At 72.5% G+C, this 18,438-nt stretch carries 15 protein-coding genes; 3 read left to right on the top strand and 12 right to left on the bottom strand.

The features are described from left to right. The first annotated feature begins 24 nt into the window (after nucleotides 1-24). The 3 genes from ACZ4Z4_RS06430 to ACZ4Z4_RS06420 all read left to right on the top strand — a co-directional run bounded on the left by ACZ4Z4_RS06430 (nucleotide 25) and on the right by ACZ4Z4_RS06420 (nucleotide 5,607). Complete coding sequence (locus ACZ4Z4_RS06430) at nucleotides 25-3,351, top strand: S8 family peptidase (protein ID WP_468323005.1); 3,327 nt, start codon at nucleotides 25-27, stop codon at nucleotides 3,349-3,351. A gap of 291 nt (nucleotides 3,352-3,642) precedes the next feature. Beyond that, nucleotides 3,643-4,767, top strand: a complete 1,125-nt coding sequence (locus ACZ4Z4_RS06425) for a PLL family lectin (RefSeq protein ID WP_468323003.1) — start codon at nucleotides 3,643-3,645, stop codon at nucleotides 4,765-4,767. Nucleotides 4,768-4,878: 111 nt separating this feature from the next. Further along, nucleotides 4,879-5,607, top strand: coding sequence for a phosphatase PAP2 family protein (locus ACZ4Z4_RS06420; protein ID WP_468323001.1), 729 nt, complete (start codon nucleotides 4,879-4,881; stop codon nucleotides 5,605-5,607). 7 nt (nucleotides 5,608-5,614) lie between these two features. Here the strand turns inward: ACZ4Z4_RS06420 and ACZ4Z4_RS06415 are convergent, their stop codons facing one another. From ACZ4Z4_RS06415 to ACZ4Z4_RS06360, 12 genes are read right to left on the bottom strand one after another with little or no spacing between them, the layout of a single operon-like run. Beyond that, nucleotides 5,615-6,940, bottom strand: a complete 1,326-nt coding sequence (locus tag ACZ4Z4_RS06415; protein WP_468322998.1) for a glutamate-1-semialdehyde 2,1-aminomutase — start codon at nucleotides 6,938-6,940, stop codon at nucleotides 5,615-5,617. A 7-nt stretch (nucleotides 6,941-6,947) separates the two neighbouring features. Beyond that, nucleotides 6,948-7,499: a dTDP-4-dehydrorhamnose 3,5-epimerase gene (gene rfbC, locus ACZ4Z4_RS06410; protein ID WP_468322995.1), complete on the bottom strand. Its 552-nt coding sequence runs from the start codon at nucleotides 7,497-7,499 to the stop codon at nucleotides 6,948-6,950. After that, entirely contained in the window at nucleotides 7,496-8,692 is a 1,197-nt protein-coding gene (locus ACZ4Z4_RS06405; RefSeq protein WP_468322992.1) for a polysaccharide pyruvyl transferase family protein, read from the bottom strand. Before ACZ4Z4_RS06405 ends, rfbC begins: the two co-directional genes overlap by 4 nt. Next, nucleotides 8,689-9,636, bottom strand: a complete 948-nt coding sequence (locus ACZ4Z4_RS06400) for a glycosyltransferase family 2 protein (protein WP_468322989.1) — start codon at nucleotides 9,634-9,636, stop codon at nucleotides 8,689-8,691. The genes ACZ4Z4_RS06405 and ACZ4Z4_RS06400 overlap by 4 nt, the downstream gene beginning before the upstream one ends. Next, nucleotides 9,633-10,940, bottom strand: a complete 1,308-nt coding sequence (locus tag ACZ4Z4_RS06395) for a hypothetical protein (protein ID WP_468322986.1) — start codon at nucleotides 10,938-10,940, stop codon at nucleotides 9,633-9,635. Before ACZ4Z4_RS06395 ends, ACZ4Z4_RS06400 begins: the two co-directional genes overlap by 4 nt. Further along, entirely contained in the window at nucleotides 10,937-12,220 is a 1,284-nt protein-coding gene (locus tag ACZ4Z4_RS06390) for a DUF4910 domain-containing protein (protein WP_468322983.1), read from the bottom strand. Before ACZ4Z4_RS06390 ends, ACZ4Z4_RS06395 begins: the two co-directional genes overlap by 4 nt. Further along, nucleotides 12,208-13,233 carry an NAD-dependent epimerase/dehydratase family protein gene (locus ACZ4Z4_RS06385; protein WP_468322980.1) on the bottom strand — a complete coding sequence of 342 codons (1,026 nt, stop codon included), beginning with the start codon at nucleotides 13,231-13,233 and terminating at the stop codon, nucleotides 12,208-12,210. Before ACZ4Z4_RS06385 ends, ACZ4Z4_RS06390 begins: the two co-directional genes overlap by 13 nt. A gap of 3 nt (nucleotides 13,234-13,236) precedes the next feature. Further along, entirely contained in the window at nucleotides 13,237-13,899 is a 663-nt protein-coding gene (locus ACZ4Z4_RS06380; protein WP_468322977.1) for a PIG-L deacetylase family protein, read from the bottom strand. After that, nucleotides 13,896-14,690, bottom strand: coding sequence for a glycosyltransferase family protein (locus ACZ4Z4_RS06375; protein WP_468322975.1), 795 nt, complete (start codon nucleotides 14,688-14,690; stop codon nucleotides 13,896-13,898). Before ACZ4Z4_RS06375 ends, ACZ4Z4_RS06380 begins: the two co-directional genes overlap by 4 nt. Further along, nucleotides 14,687-15,931 (bottom strand): class I SAM-dependent methyltransferase, encoded by a 1,245-nt coding sequence (locus ACZ4Z4_RS06370; RefSeq protein WP_468322972.1) that lies wholly within the window; start codon nucleotides 15,929-15,931, stop codon nucleotides 14,687-14,689. The genes ACZ4Z4_RS06375 and ACZ4Z4_RS06370 overlap by 4 nt, the downstream gene beginning before the upstream one ends. Next, a complete protein-coding gene (locus tag ACZ4Z4_RS06365; protein ID WP_468322969.1) occupies nucleotides 15,928-17,154 on the bottom strand; it encodes a glycosyltransferase in 1,227 nt (408 codons plus the stop codon). Before ACZ4Z4_RS06365 ends, ACZ4Z4_RS06370 begins: the two co-directional genes overlap by 4 nt. An 8-nt stretch (nucleotides 17,155-17,162) precedes the next feature. Beyond that, nucleotides 17,163-18,437 carry an O-antigen ligase domain-containing protein gene (locus ACZ4Z4_RS06360; RefSeq protein WP_468322966.1) on the bottom strand — a complete coding sequence of 425 codons (1,275 nt, stop codon included), beginning with the start codon at nucleotides 18,435-18,437 and terminating at the stop codon, nucleotides 17,163-17,165. Nucleotide 18,438: the final 1 nt, after the last annotated feature.

Here is an 18,438-nt window from a genome sequence, read left to right as displayed (position 1 = left end):
ATATCAAGGGTGGGGACGGCGGCGATGGCCGCCGTGGTGTCCGGCGCACTGGTCGCGGGGGTGGCCTCGGCCGACTCCGGGACGGGGCCGGACCGTACCGCGGACACACGGACCGCGGGGGAGACCAAGACCGGTCGGACAGCGCAGGGCGGGAAGACGAAGACCGTCACACTGGTGACCGGCGACCGCGTGGTCGTCCGGGCCGGGGGCAAGCAGGTCGTCCGGCTGATCCGCGGCAAGGGCCGCGAAGAGGTCTCGATTGCGGTGCGGCGCGAGGCCGGGCACACGTACGTCGTGCCGCAGGACGCCCAGGCGCTGATCAGCGCGGGCAAGCTCGACAGGCGTCTCTTCGACGTCACACGGCTCGTCAGGGACAAGTACGACGACGCGCACCGCACATCGCTGCCGCTGATCGTCAAGTACCGGCCGGGCCGCGCCAACAGCCGCTCCGGCGACACCTTCCGCGGCCCGGCCCACGACCGCCGCGCGCTGCCCGCCATCGGCGGCGAGGCGTTCGACGCGCCCAAGTCCGGCACGGCGGACGTCTGGGCGGAGCTCACCGGCGGCACGGGGAGCGGAACCGGCGGTCGTACGAACGCGCGCACCACCGTCGCCCCGTCCATCGCGCACGTCTGGCTGGACGCCAAGGTCCGCCCCGCCCTCGACAAGAGCGTGCCGCAGATCGGCGCCCCCACCATGTGGCAGGCCGGGTACACCGGCAAGGGCGTCAAGGTCGCCGTCCTGGACACGGGGGTCGACCAGACGCACCCGGACCTCAAGAACGTCGAGGTCACCGAGAAGAACTTCACCGAGTCCTCGCCCGACGCCAAGGACCGCATGGGCCACGGCACGCACGTCGCCTCGACCCTCGCGGGCTCCGGGGCCAAGTCGGGCGGCACGTACAAGGGCGTGGCGCCCGACGTGCAGGTCCTGGACGGCAAGGTCATCTCCGAGGTGGAGGGCACCGGCACCGAGTCGAGCATCGCCGCCGGCATGCAGTGGGCGGTCGACAGCAAGGCGAAGATCGTCAACATGAGCCTGGGCAGCCTCGACTCGCCCGGGGTCGACCCGCTGGAGGAGGCCGTCGCACGCCTCTCCGGCAAGGCCCTCTTCGTCATCGCGGCGGGCAACGACGGCCCCGAGCCCGGCACGTTGAACTCGCCGGGCAGCGCCCCCGAGGCCCTGACCGTCGGCTCCGTCGACAAGCAGGACAACATCGCGGAGACCTCCAGCAGGGGCCCGCAGGCCGACGGGGTCACCAAGCCCGACCTCACCGCGCCCGGCGACGACATCACGGCCGCGCGCTCCACGCAGACCCCCGACGGCTCCGACAACGAACCCTATGTCGCGCTGTCGGGCACCTCGATGGCCACCCCGCACGTGGCCGGCTCCGCCGCCCTGCTCCTCCAGCAGCACCCGAAGTGGACGGGACCGCAGCTCAAGGCCGCGCTGACCGGCTCCGCCAAGCCCCACCCCAAGCTCAACGCCTATGAGCAGGGAGCGGGCCGCGTCGACCTGACGCGCGCCGTCACCGCGTCCGTCGTCCCCGAGCCCGGCACGGTCGGCTTCGGCAAGCAGGCCTGGCCGCACACCGACGACAAGCCGGTCGCCAAGACCGTCACCTACCGCAACCTCGGCACCGAGCCCGTCACCCTCACGCTCTCCGCCGACGCCCTGGACCCCAAGGGCCGCCCCGGCCCGGCGGGCATGTTCACCGTCAAGGACGCCAAGCTCACCGTCCCGGCGGGCGGCACCGCGAAGACCACCGTCACCGCCGACACCAGGCTCGGCACCGCCGACGGCGTCTACGGCGGGACACTGCTGGCCGCCGGTGACGGCCAGGAAGTGCGCACCGGGCTCGTCGTCGACCGCGAGGTCGAGTCGTACGACCTCACGCTGAGCCACCTCGACCTCAACGGCAAGGGCACGTTCGACTACACCACCACGCTCACCGACAGCGCGCAGCGGAAGATCGAGGTGCCCGTCCAGGAGGGGCCGGTCACCCTGCGGCTGCCGAAGGACACGTACGCGCTGGAGAGCTCCGTCACCAGCACGAGCAAGAGCTTCGCGGTCTTCGTCCAGCCGAAGCTGAAGCTCGGCGCGAAGACGACGGTCACGCTGGACTCCCGCAAGGCCAAGCCGGTCGCCGTCACCACGCCGGACGCCGGCGCGCGGCTCACCTCGTCGCACATCAGCTACGACGACCCGGCCCTCGGCATCGCCAACAGCTGGAGCCTCGGCACCGGCACCGTCATCCGCACCCTGGGCATCGGCCCCGCCTCGCCCACGCTGAACGCGCAGTACAACGGCGTCTGGAAGGGCTCGGGCACCGGGGCGAACAAGGCCGACTACCGACTGGGCTTCAGCCGCAGCGGCAGCTGGTTCTCCGGTCTGAAGCACGCCACCACCAAGGCCGAACTCGCCGAGGTGAAGTACGGCGTGGGCTCCTCCGCCACCGGGCGCAAGGGCAGGCTGTCCGCCATGCCGATCGGCAAGAACGACTACTACCCGCCTCTTCAGCAGGTGACGGCGCTCAAGCTCCCGGCCTCCGGCACGAGCTATGTCAACACCAAGGACATCCGCTGGGCCTGGTCCATGGCGCAGCTCGACGACGCGGGCGATTCCACCATCGACTACGGCGCCGACGCGGTCGCGTACAAGGCGGGCAAGCGCTACACGCTGAACTTCAACACCGGGGTCGTCGGCCCCGACCTCAACGCCGATGACGGGCAGGGCGCGCGCCGCGCGGGCAACTCCATGGACGCGTACGTCCAGCTCTTCAGCGACGGCGCCGGGCACGCGGGCAGCTCCGTGACGACCGGCGGCTTCAGCCGGCTGGAGTCGGGCGGCCGCGTCCTCGCCGAGGGCGACCCCGGCGCGCTGAGCGCCGACCTCCCGGCCGCCGCCGCCTCCTACCGCCTGACCATGGAGGCCACCCGGGCGGCCAAGGTCGCCACGACCAGCACCAAGGTGTCCTCGGTCTGGACGTTCAAGTCGGCGAAGACGCCCAACGACCCGCCCACCAAGCTGCCGCTGTCCACCGTCCGCCTCGCGCCGAAACTGGCGCTGGACGGCACGGCGCCTGCGGGCAGCACGCTCAAGGTGCCGCTGAAGGTGGCCGGCGCGGCGGCGGGCGCCGACCGGATCGCCTCCCTGACCGTCAAGGTCTCCTACGACGGCGGCAGCACCTGGAAGTCGGCCCCCGTCACGACCGACGCCACGGGGTCGCGCACGGCGAGCGTCAAGCACCCGGCGTCGGCCAAGGCCGTGTCGTACCGCGTGTACCTGAAGGACACGGCGGGCAACACCGTGACCGAGACGATCACGAACGCGTACCGGCTGGCCCCGTGACGCGACGTCCACGGCGTCGACGGCGTCCACAGCCATGACGGGCCCGTCGGCCACGTCATGAGGCCGGGCCACGGGAACACTTCCCGTGGCCCGGCCCTCTTTCACGCCCCCGAGCGGCACCGACCGACGTCACGTCGGACGCGGCGAAGCGGGCGTACGCCACGAAACACGCCAATTCCTCGGTCCGCCCTTCACGCCGCGAGACACGGCAACTACGTTCTGCGACGCAGGAGCAGACAGCGGACCGCATGCCCCACCCGCACGGCCGGGTGCGGGCCGGGAGGGAACGCGATGGGTTCATGGCACTGGAGCGACCAGGAACAACCCACCACCACCGTCGGTGTCCGCGCCACGATGGGCGCCGTCACGGTGCGGGACGACGCGCGGGCCGCCCAGCGGCCGTACGTCTTCGTGCGCGGCTACGACTCGCGCCTGCACGTCAACTGGTGGGACGGCAAGGCGTGGCACTGGAGCGACCAGGGCACGCCGGCCGGACGCACGGTCATCGAGAAGGTCGGCGCCGTCACGGTCCAGGACGGTCCCGACGCGCAGCAGCGGCCGTACGCCTTCGTCATCACCGACGACTCGAAGCTGCACGTCAACTGGTGGGACGGCAGCAAATGGCACTGGAGCGACCAGGGCGCACCGAGCGGGCGGCTGGTCCGTGAGGGGGTCGGGGTCGTCTCCGCCCAGGACAGCCCGAACGCGAAGCAGCGCCCCTACGTCTTCGTCCTCACCGACGACTTCCGGCTCTGGGTGAACTGGTGGGACGGCTCCAAGTGGCACTGGAGCGACCAGGGGACGCCGCCGAACCACACCATCTCCCGCCCCCTCGGCGCCACCACGATGAAGAACGACCCGAACGCCTTCACGCGTCCGTACGCGTTCGTCATCACCGAGGACTCCCGGGTCTGGGTGAACTGGTGGGACGGCGCGAAGTGGAACTGGAGCGACCAGGGAGCGCCGTCCGGGCAACCGGTCAGGAAGGGCGTCGGCGTCATCAAAGTCCAGGACGGCCCGAACACGCAGCAGCGCCCCTACGCCTTCGTCCAGGGATACGACTCGAAGCTGTACGTGAACTGGTGGGACGGTTCCAAGTGGAACTGGACCGCGCAGGGCGCGCCCAGCGGCCGCCTCGTCCTCGACTCCGTCGGCGTGGTCACGATGCAGGACGACCCGAACGCCTTCACCCGCCCCTACGTCTTCGTCGTCGCCGACGACGCGAAGCTGTACGTCAACTGGTGGGACGGCAAGGCGTGGCACTGGTCCGCCCAGAACACCCCGCCCGGACGCGTGATCGAACGCCCCGGCGAGGCGCTCACCGTGCAGGACGCCCCGAACGCCGGGCAGCGCCCGTACGCCTTCGTCGTCACCGATGACTCCGACCTGTGGGTCAACTGGTGGTCGCCGGCGTAGGGAGTCGTCAGCACCCCAACGCCCGTGTTCCGCACCCGCGTTGTTCGTTAGGGTGTGCTCGGAACGCGAAACGCGCGGCGTGAACCCGGGCCGCCAGGGAGGCGCTGGTTCATGACTGTCCACCGGTCGGACGAGGAGGCGCGGGATTCCCTTGTCGCGGGAAGTCCGGGGCGGGGGGCGGGGGAGCGGCCCGCGTCCGCTGTGGTGCCTTCGGCGCTGCGCGCGTGGCTGGGTGCGGTCGCGGCCCTCGCCGCGCTGGTGGTTGTCGTGCTGGGGGTTCTGTACGCGGGCCACGGCGAGCCCGGCAGGGTGGACAGGTGGGTCATCGATCCGACGGCTGACAGTGTGCGGCCGCCGTGGCGGGGCGTCGCCCTGGCCACGGACTTCCTGGGGGAGCCCGGGGGAGCGGCCACGCTGGTGGTGGCCGCCGTGGTGGGCTGTCTGTTGTTTCGGTGGGGTCGCGCGGTTGTGCTCGTCGTCGCCGGCACGGCCTTGCCGGTGGGGGCGACGACGCTGCTCAAGCCCGTGGTGGGACGCACCATTCACGGTGACGGCAACCTGTCCTACCCGAGTGGGCACACCGCCTTCCTCACCGCACTCGCCCTCGTCGTGGCGCTGCTCGCGGCCGGTCGGCTCGGCCTCGCCAGGCCGGCCGGCCTGGCGCTCGTGCTCGTCGCGGCGCTGGTCGCCGGGGCCGCCATGGGCTGGGCGCAGGTCGCCCTCGGCGCGCACTACCCGACCGATGTGCTCGGCGGCTGGTGCACCGCGCTGGCGGTGGTTCCGGCGACCGCGTGGCTGGTCGATCGGGTAGCCGACTCCCGGCGACACGAGCGCCACTGACGTAGCGTCAGGCGCGACGGCGGAACACCGGCTTCACCGGGCGTCCGCCCAGCCAGGGCGTGGGGTCGGCGACGTCGAGCGCCTTCCGGTACACCGCACACGCCTCGGCCACCACCTCGACGGTGCGGTCGATGTCGGCGTCGTCGAGCGCGCTGCTCACCACGAACGACGGGGCGAGCACCCCGCCCGCGAGGAGCCGGCGCAGGAACAGGGTGCGGTACTCCTGCGACGGCCGGTGCTGCTCGTCGAGGGTGGCGAAGACCAGGTTGCTGGCCCGGCCCCGGACGACGACGTGGTCGCCGACGCCCATGCCGGCGGCGGCCTCGCGGACACCGGCGGCGAGGCGCTCGCCGAGGGCGTGCAGCCGCGCGGTGATGCCCTCTTCGACGTACGTGGTCTGTACGGCCATCGCGGCGGCCAGCGAGTGCGTCTCGGCGCCGTGCGTGGTGGACAGCAGGAACACCCGGTCGCCGGAGTGGCGGAGACCGCCCCGCTCCATCAGTTCGCGGCGCCCGGCGAGCGCGGAGACGGCGAACCCGTTGCCGAGCGCCTTGCCGAACGTGGAGAGATCGGGCACGACGCCGTACAGGCCCTGAGCGCCCGCCTCGGACCAGCGCAGACCGGTGATCATCTCGTCGAAGACGAGCACGCAGCCGTGCCGGTCGGCCAGCTCACGCAGACCGGCGAGGTAGCCGGGCGGGGGCTCGGTGTGCCCCGCGGGTTCGAGGATCAGGCAGGCGATGTCGTCCTGGTGGCGGGTGAGCAGTTCCTCCGTGGCGGCCAGGTCGCCGTAGGGGAACGACACCGTGAGTTCGGTGGTCGCCGCCGGGATGCCGGCGGACATCGGCGTGGTGCCGATGAACCAGTCGTCGACGGAGAAGAACGGATGGTCGCCGCAGATCGCCACCCGCGGGCGTCCGGTGACGGCACGGGCCAGGCGCACCGCGGCGGTGGTGACGTCGGAGCCGTTCTTCGCGAACTTCACCATCTCGGCGGTCGGCACGGTGGCCAGGAAACGCTCCGCCGCCTCCACCTCCACGATGGACGGCCGGACGAAGTTGCCGCCGCGGTCGATCTCCCGCCGCACCGCTTCGAGCACACGCGGGTGGGCGTGGCCGAGGCTCACCGACCGCAGGCCGGAGCCGTACTCGATGTAGCGGTTGCCGTCGATGTCCCACACGTGGGCGCCGCGGCCGTGGCTGATGACGGGGGCCAGGTCCTCGGGGTACTGGTCGTCGCCCTTGGCGTAGGTGTGCGCCCCGCCGGGGACCATGGCGTGCAGCCGTTCGTTGGCCGCCCGCGACCGGGGCAGGGTGAACTCTTCCTCTTCCACGGTGGGTTCAGCTCTCTTTCCGCTTCAGGACCTCGGCGAGGCTCGGCGCTTCCCGGTCCCGCTGCGACATCGAAGTGACCGGCAGCGGCCACGGAATGGCCAGCTCCGGGTCGTCGAAGGCGATCGTCACGTCCTCGGCCGGATCGTGCGGGCGGTCGATCCGGTACGAGGTGTCGGCCGTCTCGGTCAGCGCCTGGAAGCCGTGCGCGCAGCCCGCCGGAATGTACAGGGTCGTCTGCGTGTCACCGGACAGCTCGAAGGAGGCCACGTTGCGGTACGTCGGCGAATCCGCCCGCAGGTCCACGACGACGTCGAAGACCTTCCCGTACGAACACCGCACCAGCTTGGCCTCGCCCGCCCCGGAGCGCAGGTGCAGGCCGCGCAGCACGCCCCGGGCCGAGCGGGACAGGCTGTCCTGGACGAAGGCGTGCGGGTCGAGGCCCACCGAGCGGAGCACGTCGGCGTCGAAGGTCCGGCAGAAGAAGCCGCGTTCGTCGGCGTACGGTGTCGGCTCGAAGAGGTGGGCCCCGGCGATGGCCGGGACTTCGGTGGCTTTCATGGTGTCTCCTGCCGTGCGGTGGCCTGGAACAGGGTCCTGGTCAAGGCGGTGAACTGGTGGGCGAGTCGCCGCGCGGCTTCCTTGTTCTGCCCGGTGAGGGTCCGGCGCAGTTCCGCCGAGTGCTTCTCCAGCTCCCGGAACTGTTCGAGGAGCCGGTCGGCGTCGACCTGCCGGGCCGGATGGCAGTACGCGCCGAGGCCCATGCTCGCCATGAGCGCGTCGCTCTTCGCCGCGTAACTGAGCGCGAGCGTGGGCGTGCCGACCTTCAGCGCGCAGACCAGGTTGTGGTAGCGGGTGGCCACCACGGTGTCGGCCGCCGCCATCTCCTTCATCAGGTCGGCGAGCGAGGCCGCCTCCGCGGCGGTGACCAGCGGTGAATCCACCGCTTCGATGATCGCGGCGACCACCGGCGCGTCGCACGCGTCGCCGGTGACCAGCCGCACCGGCCTGCCGTCCGCGACCAGTGCGCGGACGAACGCGGTCGTCCCTTCGAGGTAGCGCCGGTGGATCTCCTCGGCCGCCGCCCGGTCGTCGTTGCCGCCGTGGAAGTCCATGACACCGACGCAGACCGTGCCGGAAGGGGCGCCCGCGGGCGGTGTCGGGAGGGCGAACGCGAGGTCCGGGTAGACCTCGTCGCGCGTGGTGTCCACGCCCATGGCCCGCATCGCGTCGCGGGACAAGTCGTCGCGGTACGACCGGTACGCGGCGAGCCGCGCCGACCGGCGCACCAGGGCCCGGGTCGCCCGGTCGCCGATCGGGGCGGCGCCGACGCCGACCAGCGCGACCCGGGTGCCGAACAGCCGGCCGCTCGCGCAGAGCAGGAACAGCGAGTACGGGAAGCCCCACGGCCGCAGCGGCAGCGTGGCTTCGAGGACGCCCATGCCCGGCACGATCACCACGTCGTGCCCGCGCACCCAGGCGGCGGTGCGGAAGACGTCGACGAGCTTGCCGAGCCCCTTTCCCGCGATCGCGCCCGCACGCGACGCGGTCCGGTACTCCCCGCGGTACCAGTGCAGCCGCGTCGCGGGGATGCGGTACCGGGCCGTGACGGTCTCGGGCCCGCCGCACAGCGCGTCCACGGCCGCCTCCGGGTGCTCGGTGCGGAGGTACTGGAGCACGGCTTCGAGCGAGCCGTCGTTGCCGAGGTTGCCGGAGCCGAGCAGGCCGAACACCCCCACCCGCACCGGTGTCACGCCTGCCTCCCCTCACGCCCGGCGACGAGGGCGTCGACGGAGACGGTGAGCTCGGCCGGGTCGACCGGGGCGCGGTCCTCGACCCGCTCGCCCACGCCGGGCCGGGTGCGGCTGGTCATCCAGGCGGCCAGGTGGCCGTAGCAGGCGCGCCGGTCGGCCGCGGAGAGCGGCGCCCGCCGGATCGCGGCGACGAAGCCCCAGACGTACTCGGCGAGCAGCCGCGGCGTCGGGTGCAGCACGCCCGCCCGGCGCGGATCGAGGTTGACGCACCGGGAGCGCTTGGACGGGTTCGCCCGCTCGGCGCGAGTGGGGTGGTCGCGGCGGAAGTACAGCAGCTCGGGCACCTGGTGGAAGGGCCCGTGCAGGGCGATCTCGGCGACGAACGTGCGGTCCGCGTGGTGGTAGCTGTCGTGCGGCTTCACCCGGCGCAGCACGTCGGCCCGCAGCACGCCGTAGAAGTCGTCGCCGCCGGGCTCGAACAGCATGCTGCGGAAGCGCTCGGGCGCGCGCGGCGACGCGGTGGCGAGCGTGTACGCGTACGGGACCTTCACCTTCCCATCGCCGTCGATGACCGCCTGGTCGGCGTGGGCGAGGACCACGTGCGGCCGCTCGTCGAGGGCCTCCACGCAGCGCCGCAGCAGGTCCCGGGCGTACAGGTCGTCGTGCGATGCCCACTTGAACAGCTCGCCGCGGCACTGGGTGAAGACGTAGTTGTGGTTCGGCGCGGCGCCGATGTTCCGGGTCAGCCGGATGTAGCGGATGCGGGAGTCCCGCGCGGCGTACTCGCGGCAGATGTCCTCGGTCCCGTCGGTCGAGGCGTTGTCGGAGATGACCAGCTCGAAGTCCTCGTAGGTCTGGCCGAGCAGGGCGTCGAGCGACTCCGCGAGGTACTCCTCGCCGTTGTAGACGGGCAGGCCGATGCTCAGCCTGGGTTGCGCGGTCATGAGGTCCTCACTTCGGGAAGGGAGTTGCGGTGGTGCTCACGCAGGGCGGTCCGCAGCTGGAGCCACCACACGGCCGAACCGGTGACGGTGGCGGCGGCGACGCCCCAGGCCGAGCCGGCCGTGCCGCCCACGGCCGCCCCGCCGAGTCCGCCGCCCACGTAGCAGACGGACGCGAACAGCTGGCTGCGCAGGCTGCGCCGGGCCGCCCCGAGCGCCCGCAGCCCGGCCGCCGCGCCGGTGCCGAGCCCGGCGCCCGCGACACCGAGCGTGACGGGCACGATGAGTTCCGATGCGGCGCCCCAGACGCCGCCGAGCACGAGCTCCCCGGCCCGGTCCGGTACGAGGAGCAGCGCCCCGCCCCACAGGAGTGCGGCGATGGCCTGTCCGCCGCCGAGTACGAGGCAGAACGGGCCGAGGCGGTGCGGGGCCCGCCGCAGCACCCGGGCCGCCTCGGCCACGGTGACCAGGGAGAGGCCCATCAGTACGGCGAGGAAGGGGCCGAGCAGGAGTTCGGCGCCCCGGATGACGCCGACCGCGCCGACCCCGACGATCACGCCGAGCCCGTATGCCCGCAGTTGGCTGGCGCCGCTGTTGCTGACGTTCTCGACCAGGTAGCGGTAGCCGAGGTCGCGGTGGTCGCGCAGCCACTCGCGCGCGCCGGTCGGCCGGGGCCGGATGGTGGACTGGACGCAGCCGTACACCGCGGCCACGGCGGCGGATCCGCCCCAGGCCAGCACGAAGGCGGCCACGTTGCCCACACGCGCGGCCACCACCAGGGCGGGGACGAGCGCGACGCCCCACACGAGGTCGTTGACGAACGCCTTGCGCCCGGCCCCGGCGGCGAAGAACGCGAACCGCCACGCGTCCTGGAGCAGCAGCCCCGGCAGGACGACGCCGAGGCAGGCGAACGCGGTCCCCACGCGGCCGCCGAAGGCGAGCCCCGCCACCAGGGACGCCGCGCCGAGGACGGCACCGACGCCGAGCGCGGCGCCCGACGCGCGGGCCACCGCCCCGCGCCAGGAGGCCTCCGGCACGCCGCTGAAGCGCACCATGAGCGGGTCGGTGGCGACACCGCGGGAGACGTTGAGCACCACGCCGTAGGTCACCCAGGCCAGGCTGAACACGCCGAACGCGGTCACCCCGAGCGAGCGGGCCACATAGACCCCCACCACGAAGTTGCTCATGCTGGACGCCGCCTGGTCGGCAAGGCCCCAGGACAGTCGCCCGGCGAGGGCCCGCCGGGTGGATCCGGCCGGCGGCGTCGGCGGACCCGGATCCTTCCCCTCGGTGGCCATCGGCGTCATGCCTTGATCAACCCGGCGCCCCGCAGGGCGTCGGCCGCGGCGGCGACGGTGTCGAACGACAGCCCGGACCGCTCGGCGACGTCCAGCAGAGTGTGCTCGCCGTCGGAGAGGTTGAGCACCCACAGCATGGCCATCTGGGCCTGCTTGGTGTCGCTGCGGCCGCCGAGCGCGTCGTACAACCCGCGGCGGCCCAGCTGCGGTTCGCCGTAGGGGCTGAGGTTGACGTACCGCCGGTTGCGGTCGAGCACGGCGAACGCCTCGCGGCAGACGGCGAGCGTGTCCGCCATCGCCTCCGAGGAGACGAAGTCCAGGTCGTCCGCCGAGGTGTGGTACTCGGGGTAGCCCGCGTACGGGGTGCGGGTGAGCGAGCCCACCCCGAGGTCGAAGCCGGGCGAGCAGTACTGCCGCTCGTCATAGCCGTACGGCGAGAACTCCCTTATCTCGTGCGGGCGTTCGGAGGCGGTGAGGACGTGCCGCAGCACCCGGTCGATCTCCGCGTCGCCGCGCCTGCTCTTCTTGTACGTGAGGTGCCCCCGGTCGCCCGCGCAGGCGAGCACCACCCCGTGCTTCACCTGGTCGATGCGCTCCTGGTTGCGGGCCAGCCAGGTGATCGCGCCGATGGTGCCGGGCGCGAAGATGAACCGGTAGGTGTAGTACGGGTTCCGCTCCGCCAACTCCCGGGCCAGGAACGCCGCCACCGCGATGCCGGCCAGGTTGTCGTTGGCCAGCGACGGGTGGCAGACGTGGCAGGAGACGATCACCTCGTCCGGGACCTGGCCGGGGACGACGTGCTCGGCGTAGGTGAGGTGCCCGTCGGCGAGCGTGGAGTCGACGCACACCTCGTAGTCGCCGTCCGGCAGCGCGTCCAGGGTCTCCTGGGCCAGACAGAACCCCCACTCCGGCTTGTAGTAGCTGGTGCGGTACGGCACCCAGGCCGGGTGGTCCGGCAAGGTGTGCAGGTGGGGGCGCAGCTCGGCCAGCGGCATGGTCGTCGACACCGGCACGCTGTAGCCGAGCACGTGCAGGCTGGACGCGGCGAAGTCGACGACCCGGTTGCCGTCGGCGTCGGCGACGTAGGCGTCCCGGATGTTCCACTCCTGCGGCACCGTCCAGTCGAGCACCTGCGTCCCCGTCGGCACCTCGTGCACCTGGAGCGGGATGTACTCGTCGACGATGCGCAGGGTGGCGCGGACACCGTCGCCCGTGATGCTCCGGCAGAGCGGGTAGAGCCGCTCCACCAGGTCGTGCATCTCCTCGCCGAGCGCGGTCACGGGCGCCACCGCAGGGTGTCGTCGACGGCGCCGGACCCGGACGCCGCGCGCAGCACGGCGAGGCGGGTGAAGCGCTGCTCGAAGTCCTCCCGGGTCAGCCCGTGCTTGCGGTAGGCGTCGGCGAGTTCGAGCGCGCCCCGCTTCACCGTCCACTCGCAGTCGAAGCCGGGGATCGCGGCGCGGAACCGGGAGAAGTCCACCCGGTACGAGCGCGGGTCGGCGCCCGTCTCGCCGGTGATCACGACCTTCGAGCCGGACACCGCCTCGGCGACCTGCCCGGCGATCTCGGCGACCGTGACGTTGTTCGTCTCGCTGCCGATGTTGAAGGCCCGGTCGTGCACCGCGTCCCGCGGCGCGGCGAGCGCCGCCGTGAAGGCCCGCGCGATGTCGACGGCGTGCACCAGCGGGCGCCAGGGGGTGCCGTCGGACATCACGAGGACCTCGCCGGACAGCAGCGCGTGACCCACCAGGTTGTTCAGCACGATGTCGGCACGGAGCCGGGGCGAGTAGCCGAAGGCGGTGGCGTTGCGCATGTACACGGGGCTGAAGTCGTCGTCGGCCAGGGCGTGCAGGTCGTCCTCGACCCGCACCTTGGACTCCGCGTACGGCGTCACCGGGCGCAGCGGGGCGTCCTCGCCCACCAGGTCAGCGCCGCCGGCGGCGCCGTACACGGAGCAGGTCGACGCGTACAGGAAGCGCCGCACGCCGGCGTCGCGGGCCAGCCGGGCGAGGCGCACGGACGCGTGGTGGTTGATGTCGTAGGTGAGCTCCGGCGCCAGCGACCCGAGCGGGTCGTTGGAGAGCGCGGCCAGGTGGATCACGGCGTCCACCCCGGCGAGGTGTTCGGCCGTGACGTCGCGCAGGTCCACGCGGTGGCCCGGCGGGTCCGCGGGCGGCGGACCGAGGACGCAGTCGGCGAACAGGCCGGAGTCGAGACCGACGACCTCGTGTCCGGCGGCCGCGAGGACCGGGGCCATCACGGTGCCCAGGTACCCCTGGTGTCCGGTGAGCAGTACGCGCAAGGTTCAATCCCCCAGAGTGGAAGTGCCGAGATCGAGCGTGAGTTTGGTGACGGCGAACGCCTCGGCGTACCGCGCGTGGCATTCGATGCCGCGGATCCGCGCGAGGCCGAGGAAGGCCTCCCGGTCGTACCAGGGCCGGTGGCGCTGCGAGGGGTAGTGCTCCTGGAGGAGCCGCACCTTTTGTTCGGCGATCTCCGGTGAGAGCGGCTGGTAGGCCGGCATGCGGCCGAGGTCGCCGTCCCACTTGACGATCTCGTAGCCGAGGACGAGGTGGTCGCGGAACGCGGTGGGGATCAGCCGGGCGAGGCCCCGGTGGTCCTGGTGCGCGTCGTCGGTGCGGGGGGCCAGGATCAGGTCCGGCTCCGTCCGCGCGCGCAGCTCCTCGACCGCGGCCTTGGCCTCGTCCCAGTGCACGGGCAGCCGGCCGTCCGGCAGCTTGAGGACGGTGAGGCGCAGGTCGGCGCCGGGGCAGAAGGCGGCGAGCGCGGCCTGCTCCTCCTGCTCCCGCTCGGTGCCGCCACCGGAGAGCACCAGGGCGTCGACGCGGATGCCCGGGTGCGCGAGGCACAGCGTGAGCAGCGTGCCGCCCGCGCCGATGGCGATGTCGTCGCAGTGCGCGCCCACCGCGGCGATCCGCTCCGGGCGCCCGGCACCGAGCCGGATCACGCGCCCACCCCCGCGCCGTCCCGCTCCCACACGGCCCACGGGCGCTCACCCCGCGCGTACGCGTCGTCGAGCGCGGCCCGCTCCTTCACCGTGTCGGTCGGCTTCCAGAAACCGCGGTGCTGGTGCGCCACCAGCCGCCCCTGCTTGGCGAGTTGGGTGCAGCCGTCGGCGACCAGGTCCCCGTTCTCCGGTATGTGGTCGAAGACCTCCTGGCGGAGCACGAAGTACCCGCCGTTCTCCCACAGCGGCAGGTCGCTCACCGCGGTGATGCCTCCGACCAGGCCGTCCTCGCCCAGGTCCACGCAGTGGAAGGAGGACTGCGGCGGCACTACCATCATCGACGCGCCCGCGTCGCGCCGGGCGAAGTTCTCGATCATCTCGGGCAGCGGGGCGTCGGTGAGCACGTCGGCGTAGTTGGCGAGGAACATGTCGTCGCCGTCCAGGTGGTGCCGCACCCGGCGGAGGCGCTCCCCGATCGGTGACTCGATGCCGGTCTGCGCGAACGTGATCGTCCAGTCGGCTATGTCGGTGGAGAGGAGCTCGGTCCGGCCGCCCCGCAGCACGAAGTCGTTGGACGTCGTCTCCTCGTAGTTGAGGAAGAAGTTCTTGATGTGGTGGGCCCCGTAGCCCAGGCACAGGATGAACTCGGTGTGCCCGAAGTGCGCGTAGTAGCGCATGACATGCCAGATCAGCGGTCGCGGGCCCACCATCGCCATCGGCTTCGGCACGTCGTCCGCGGCGCCGCTGCGCATCCGCATCCCGTAACCGCCGCAGAAGAGAACGACCTTCATGATGTGACCTCGACAATGCTCAGTTCCGGGATGGGAAAGACGAGGCGGCCGCCCCAGTCGCCCACGAAGGACAGCTGCTCGACCAGCTCGGCCCGCAGGTTCCACGGCAGCACGAGGACGTACTCCGGCCGGTCCTCGGCGATCCGCTCGGGCGGCAGGATCGGGACGCGGGTGCCCGGGGTGAACCTGCCGTGCTTGTAGGGGTTGCGGTCGACCGTGTACGCCAGCAGGTCGGGCCGGATGCCGCAGTGGTTCAGCAGGGTGTTGCCCTTGCCGGGAGCGCCGTAGCCGACGACCGTCTCGCCGCGCTCGGCCGCCGTGATGAGGAACTTGAGGAGGTCCCTGCGCACCTTGGCCACCCGGGCGGAGAACTCGGTGTACCCGGACAGCTCCTGAAGCCCGGCGGCCTTCTCGCGGGCCAGTACGTCGGCCACGCGGCGGGAGGGCTCACCGGCCACCTCGGCGGGCCGGGCCCACAGGCGGATGGACCCGCCGTGCGTGGGCAGCAACTCGACGTCCACGAGCGCCAGTCCGCCGCTCGCGAGGGCGCGGATGGCGGAGGCGACCGTGTAGTACTGGAAGTGCTCGTGGTAGATCGTGTCGTACTGGTTCTCCTCGATCAGGGTCAGCAGGTGCTGCACCTCGATGGAGACCCAGCCGTCGTCGGCGACCAGGGCGCGCAGCCCCTCGGTGAAACCGACCACGTCGGGGATGTGCGCGTACACGTTGTTGGCCACGACCAGGTCCGCCGGGCCGTGCTCGGCGCGGACGGCCGCGCCGGTCTCCGGGGACAGGAACTCCGTGAGCGTGGGCACGCCCGCGTCCCGTGCCGCGGCGCCGACGTTCACCGACGGCTCGATGCCCAGGCAGCGGATGCCGCGCTCCACCACGTGTTTCAGCAAGTACCCGTCGTTGCTCGCGACCTCGACGACGAAGGCGTCGGAGCCCTCGCCGTCGAGACCCACCCGCTGTACGGCGTCGGCGACGAACGTGCGCGCGTGCTCCACCCAGGAGGTCGAGAAGGAGGAGAAGTACGCGTACTCCTTGAACGTCTCCTCCGGCGTGATCAGCGGCGGAATCTGCGCCAGCCAGCAGTCGGTGCAGACCCGCAGGTGCAGTGGGTACGCGGGTTCCGGCGCGTCCAGTTGGTCCGCGGCGAGAAAGCTCTCGCACGGCGGAGTCGCCCCGAGGTCGACGACGCTCGCCATCGCCTCCGAGCCGCAGAGTCGGCATCGTGTCATGTGGTGCCCCCCATAGGTGTGTTGCCCCCCATTGATTCGGTCCGCCCGGCGATCGCGGTGCGGTACCCGTCCAGCAGGCGCTCCAGCCCGACGGCCGGGCTGAAGTCCTGGTCGTACCGGCGCCGGGCCGCCTGTCCCATCTCCCGGTTGCGGGTCGCGTCGGCCGTGATCCGGCGCAGGCAGGACGCGAGCGAGGCGGCCTCGCCCGGCCGGTGCAGCAGCCCGGTCACGCCGTCCTCGACGAGCTCCACGAAGGCGCCGTGAGCGGCGGCGACAGCCGGCACCCCGGCGGCCATCGCCTCCGCGACCACCAGGCCGAACGTCTCCAGCCACGTCGAGGGAGCCACCACGGCGACCGACCGGGCGACGGCCCGCCGGCACTGCTCCTGGTCGTACAGGCCGACGTACTTCACGTCCTCCCGGCCCGCCGCCCAGGCGGCCACCTCCCCCTCCAGCGGACCCGTACCGGCGATCACCAGCGGCACGCCCACCCCGCCCTCCGCGGCGAGCGCGTCCCACGCGGTCATCAGCAGCCGCAGGCCCTTGGCCTCGGCGAGCCGGCCGAGGTAGAGCAGGTGCTCCCCGGCGCCCGACCGGCGGGCGCCCGGATCCGGCACGAAGTTGTGCTTGACCGCCAGCCGCCCGGCCGGCAGGCCGGCCCGCACCAGGACGTCGCGCTGCGCCGCCGAAATGCAGAAGAACCGCTCCACGCCGGACCACCACCGCCGCCGGTTGACCGACAGGCTGACCGCGAGCGGCACCGTCGCGAGGCGGGAACCGCGGTAGCAGCCGTGCCGCACGGCGGGCAGCGGCCCGGCGCCGACGCACTCGGTGCACGGCCTGCCGTCCCGCTGCAACGTGCCCGGCGGGCAGACCTGGCTGTAGTTGTGCAGCGTCGCGACGGCGGGCACACCGGCGTCGGCGCAGGCGGCGAGGACCGCGGGCGACAGGAGCGGGAAGACGTTGTGGACGTGCACCACGTCCGGCCGCTCGGCGCGGAGCCGGGCGGTGAGTTCCCTGCGCACCGCGGGGTTCCACGGCACGAGCAGCGGCACCCCGGCCTTGCCCGCGAGGGACCGGGCGGCGATGTCGTCGCTGCGCCGCTCGAACACCTCGACCCGGTGGCCGCCCGCGCGCAGCAGCGCCACCTCCTGGTCGACGACCTTGTTCTCCCCGCTCGGCTGTGCCGAGGAGTAGCGGTTGTGCAGTACGAGAACACGCATGGTGGGGGTCACCTCCTTTCCTGGGCCCAGCGCGGGACACGCCGCCGGGGGAGTGCGGGCGCCGCGAGGGGCGGGGCCGCGGCGGGCGTCGCGAGGAGCGAGGCGGCCACGGCCAGATGCAGCAGGTACGGCGAGGCGTCGCCGAGCCCGGCCTCGGTGTACGACGCGATCGCGCAGTAACTGATGAGGAAGATCGCGCAGGCCCTCGCGAGCGACGGCGGCCGCAGCAGCGCGACGCCTGCGAGGACGACGACGATCGCCGCCACCAACGTGATGCCGGTCCAGCCCTGTTCGTGGTAGACGGCCAGCCAGCTGTTGTCGATCGGCAGACCGCCGAACGACTTGTCGCCGAGGCCCGTGCCGAACAACTTCTCCGACGTCGTACGGGGCGCGGCGAGGAGGGCGTCCCAGACCTTGGCGCGGCCGGTGAGGCTGGTGAGGTTCTCCTGGCTCTGCCCGCGCAGGAACCACGCCCGCAGCGCGGAGGCGAAGCCGACCGCGGCCACCGCGGCGCACAGCACCGCCCAGGTGAAGAACCGGCGGGCGGCGGCGCTGGTCAGGACGAGCGAGCCGATCGCCAGCGCGAGACCGATGAGCAGGCCGAGCGTGGCCGTCCGCGTATGGGTCAGCGCGAGCAGGACGAGTGAGGGCACGACGATGACGGCCGCGCTCGCCCTGTCGGTCCTGCGGCCGAGGACCAGCAGCACCGTGAGCCCGATGATCACCGCCGCGTACTGTCCGATCTGCGGTGGGGTGAGCGGCCACAGCGCGCCGACGAGGCGCCCGCCGTACAGGTCGGGCATGGCCGCGCCCGGTGAGATGAGCGCGCCCGCGGCGACCGACCCGAGCACCGCGAAGTACATCCGGATGTGGTGCCGCACGAACGTCACACCACCGTCCCACCACCGGCTGAGCAGCCACAGCGTGCCGACGAAGAGAGCCAGCCGGGCGCAGCGGAACAGCGCGCCGAACCCGGACTCCAGTTGCAGGCTGGAGATGAGGCTCGGCACCAGGAGCAGGGTGAGCAGGAGCACGAAGGCGCTGGCCCGCACGCGCAGCCGCAGATTGAGCGCGAGCGCCAGCGTGAACGCGACGACCAGCGCGCCCATGGTGACGAGCTGGATGAGGGAGCGGGGCAGCGGGACGATGGTCTTCGCCCCGGCGGAGCCGAGCGTGTTGAGGATCAGCAGGCCCCAGACGACCCCGACGAGTCTCGGTGTGCCGGCGGGACGCGGCGGTTCTGCGTTCGGTGTGCCGACGGGGCGCGGCGGCTCCTGGGCCATC

It is taken from the genome of Streptomyces sp. NPDC030245 (assembly GCF_055572995.1).
Note: the sequence above shows the minus strand (reverse complement) of the source record. Positions and strands in the feature narration are given on the sequence as shown.

Coding starts and splice junctions, on each gene's coding strand:
- ACZ4Z4_RS06425 (WP_468323003.1), top strand. CDS start 3,643: ATGGGTTCATGGCACTGGAGCGACCAGGAACAACCCACCACCACCGTC.
- ACZ4Z4_RS06365 (WP_468322969.1), bottom strand. CDS start 17,154: ATGCGTGTTCTCGTACTGCACAACCGCTACTCCTCGGCACAGCCGAGC.
- ACZ4Z4_RS06375 (WP_468322975.1), bottom strand. CDS start 14,690: ATGAAGGTCGTTCTCTTCTGCGGCGGTTACGGGATGCGGATGCGCAGC.
- rfbC (WP_468322995.1), bottom strand. CDS start 7,499: ATGAAAGCCACCGAAGTCCCGGCCATCGCCGGGGCCCACCTCTTCGAG.
- ACZ4Z4_RS06430 (WP_468323005.1), top strand. CDS start 25: ATGGCCGCCGTGGTGTCCGGCGCACTGGTCGCGGGGGTGGCCTCGGCC.
- ACZ4Z4_RS06420 (WP_468323001.1), top strand. CDS start 4,879: ATGACTGTCCACCGGTCGGACGAGGAGGCGCGGGATTCCCTTGTCGCG.
- ACZ4Z4_RS06360 (WP_468322966.1), bottom strand. CDS start 18,437: ATGGCCCAGGAGCCGCCGCGCCCCGTCGGCACACCGAACGCAGAACCG.
- ACZ4Z4_RS06400 (WP_468322989.1), bottom strand. CDS start 9,636: ATGACCGCGCAACCCAGGCTGAGCATCGGCCTGCCCGTCTACAACGGC.
- ACZ4Z4_RS06395 (WP_468322986.1), bottom strand. CDS start 10,940: ATGACGCCGATGGCCACCGAGGGGAAGGATCCGGGTCCGCCGACGCCG.
- ACZ4Z4_RS06370 (WP_468322972.1), bottom strand. CDS start 15,931: ATGACACGATGCCGACTCTGCGGCTCGGAGGCGATGGCGAGCGTCGTC.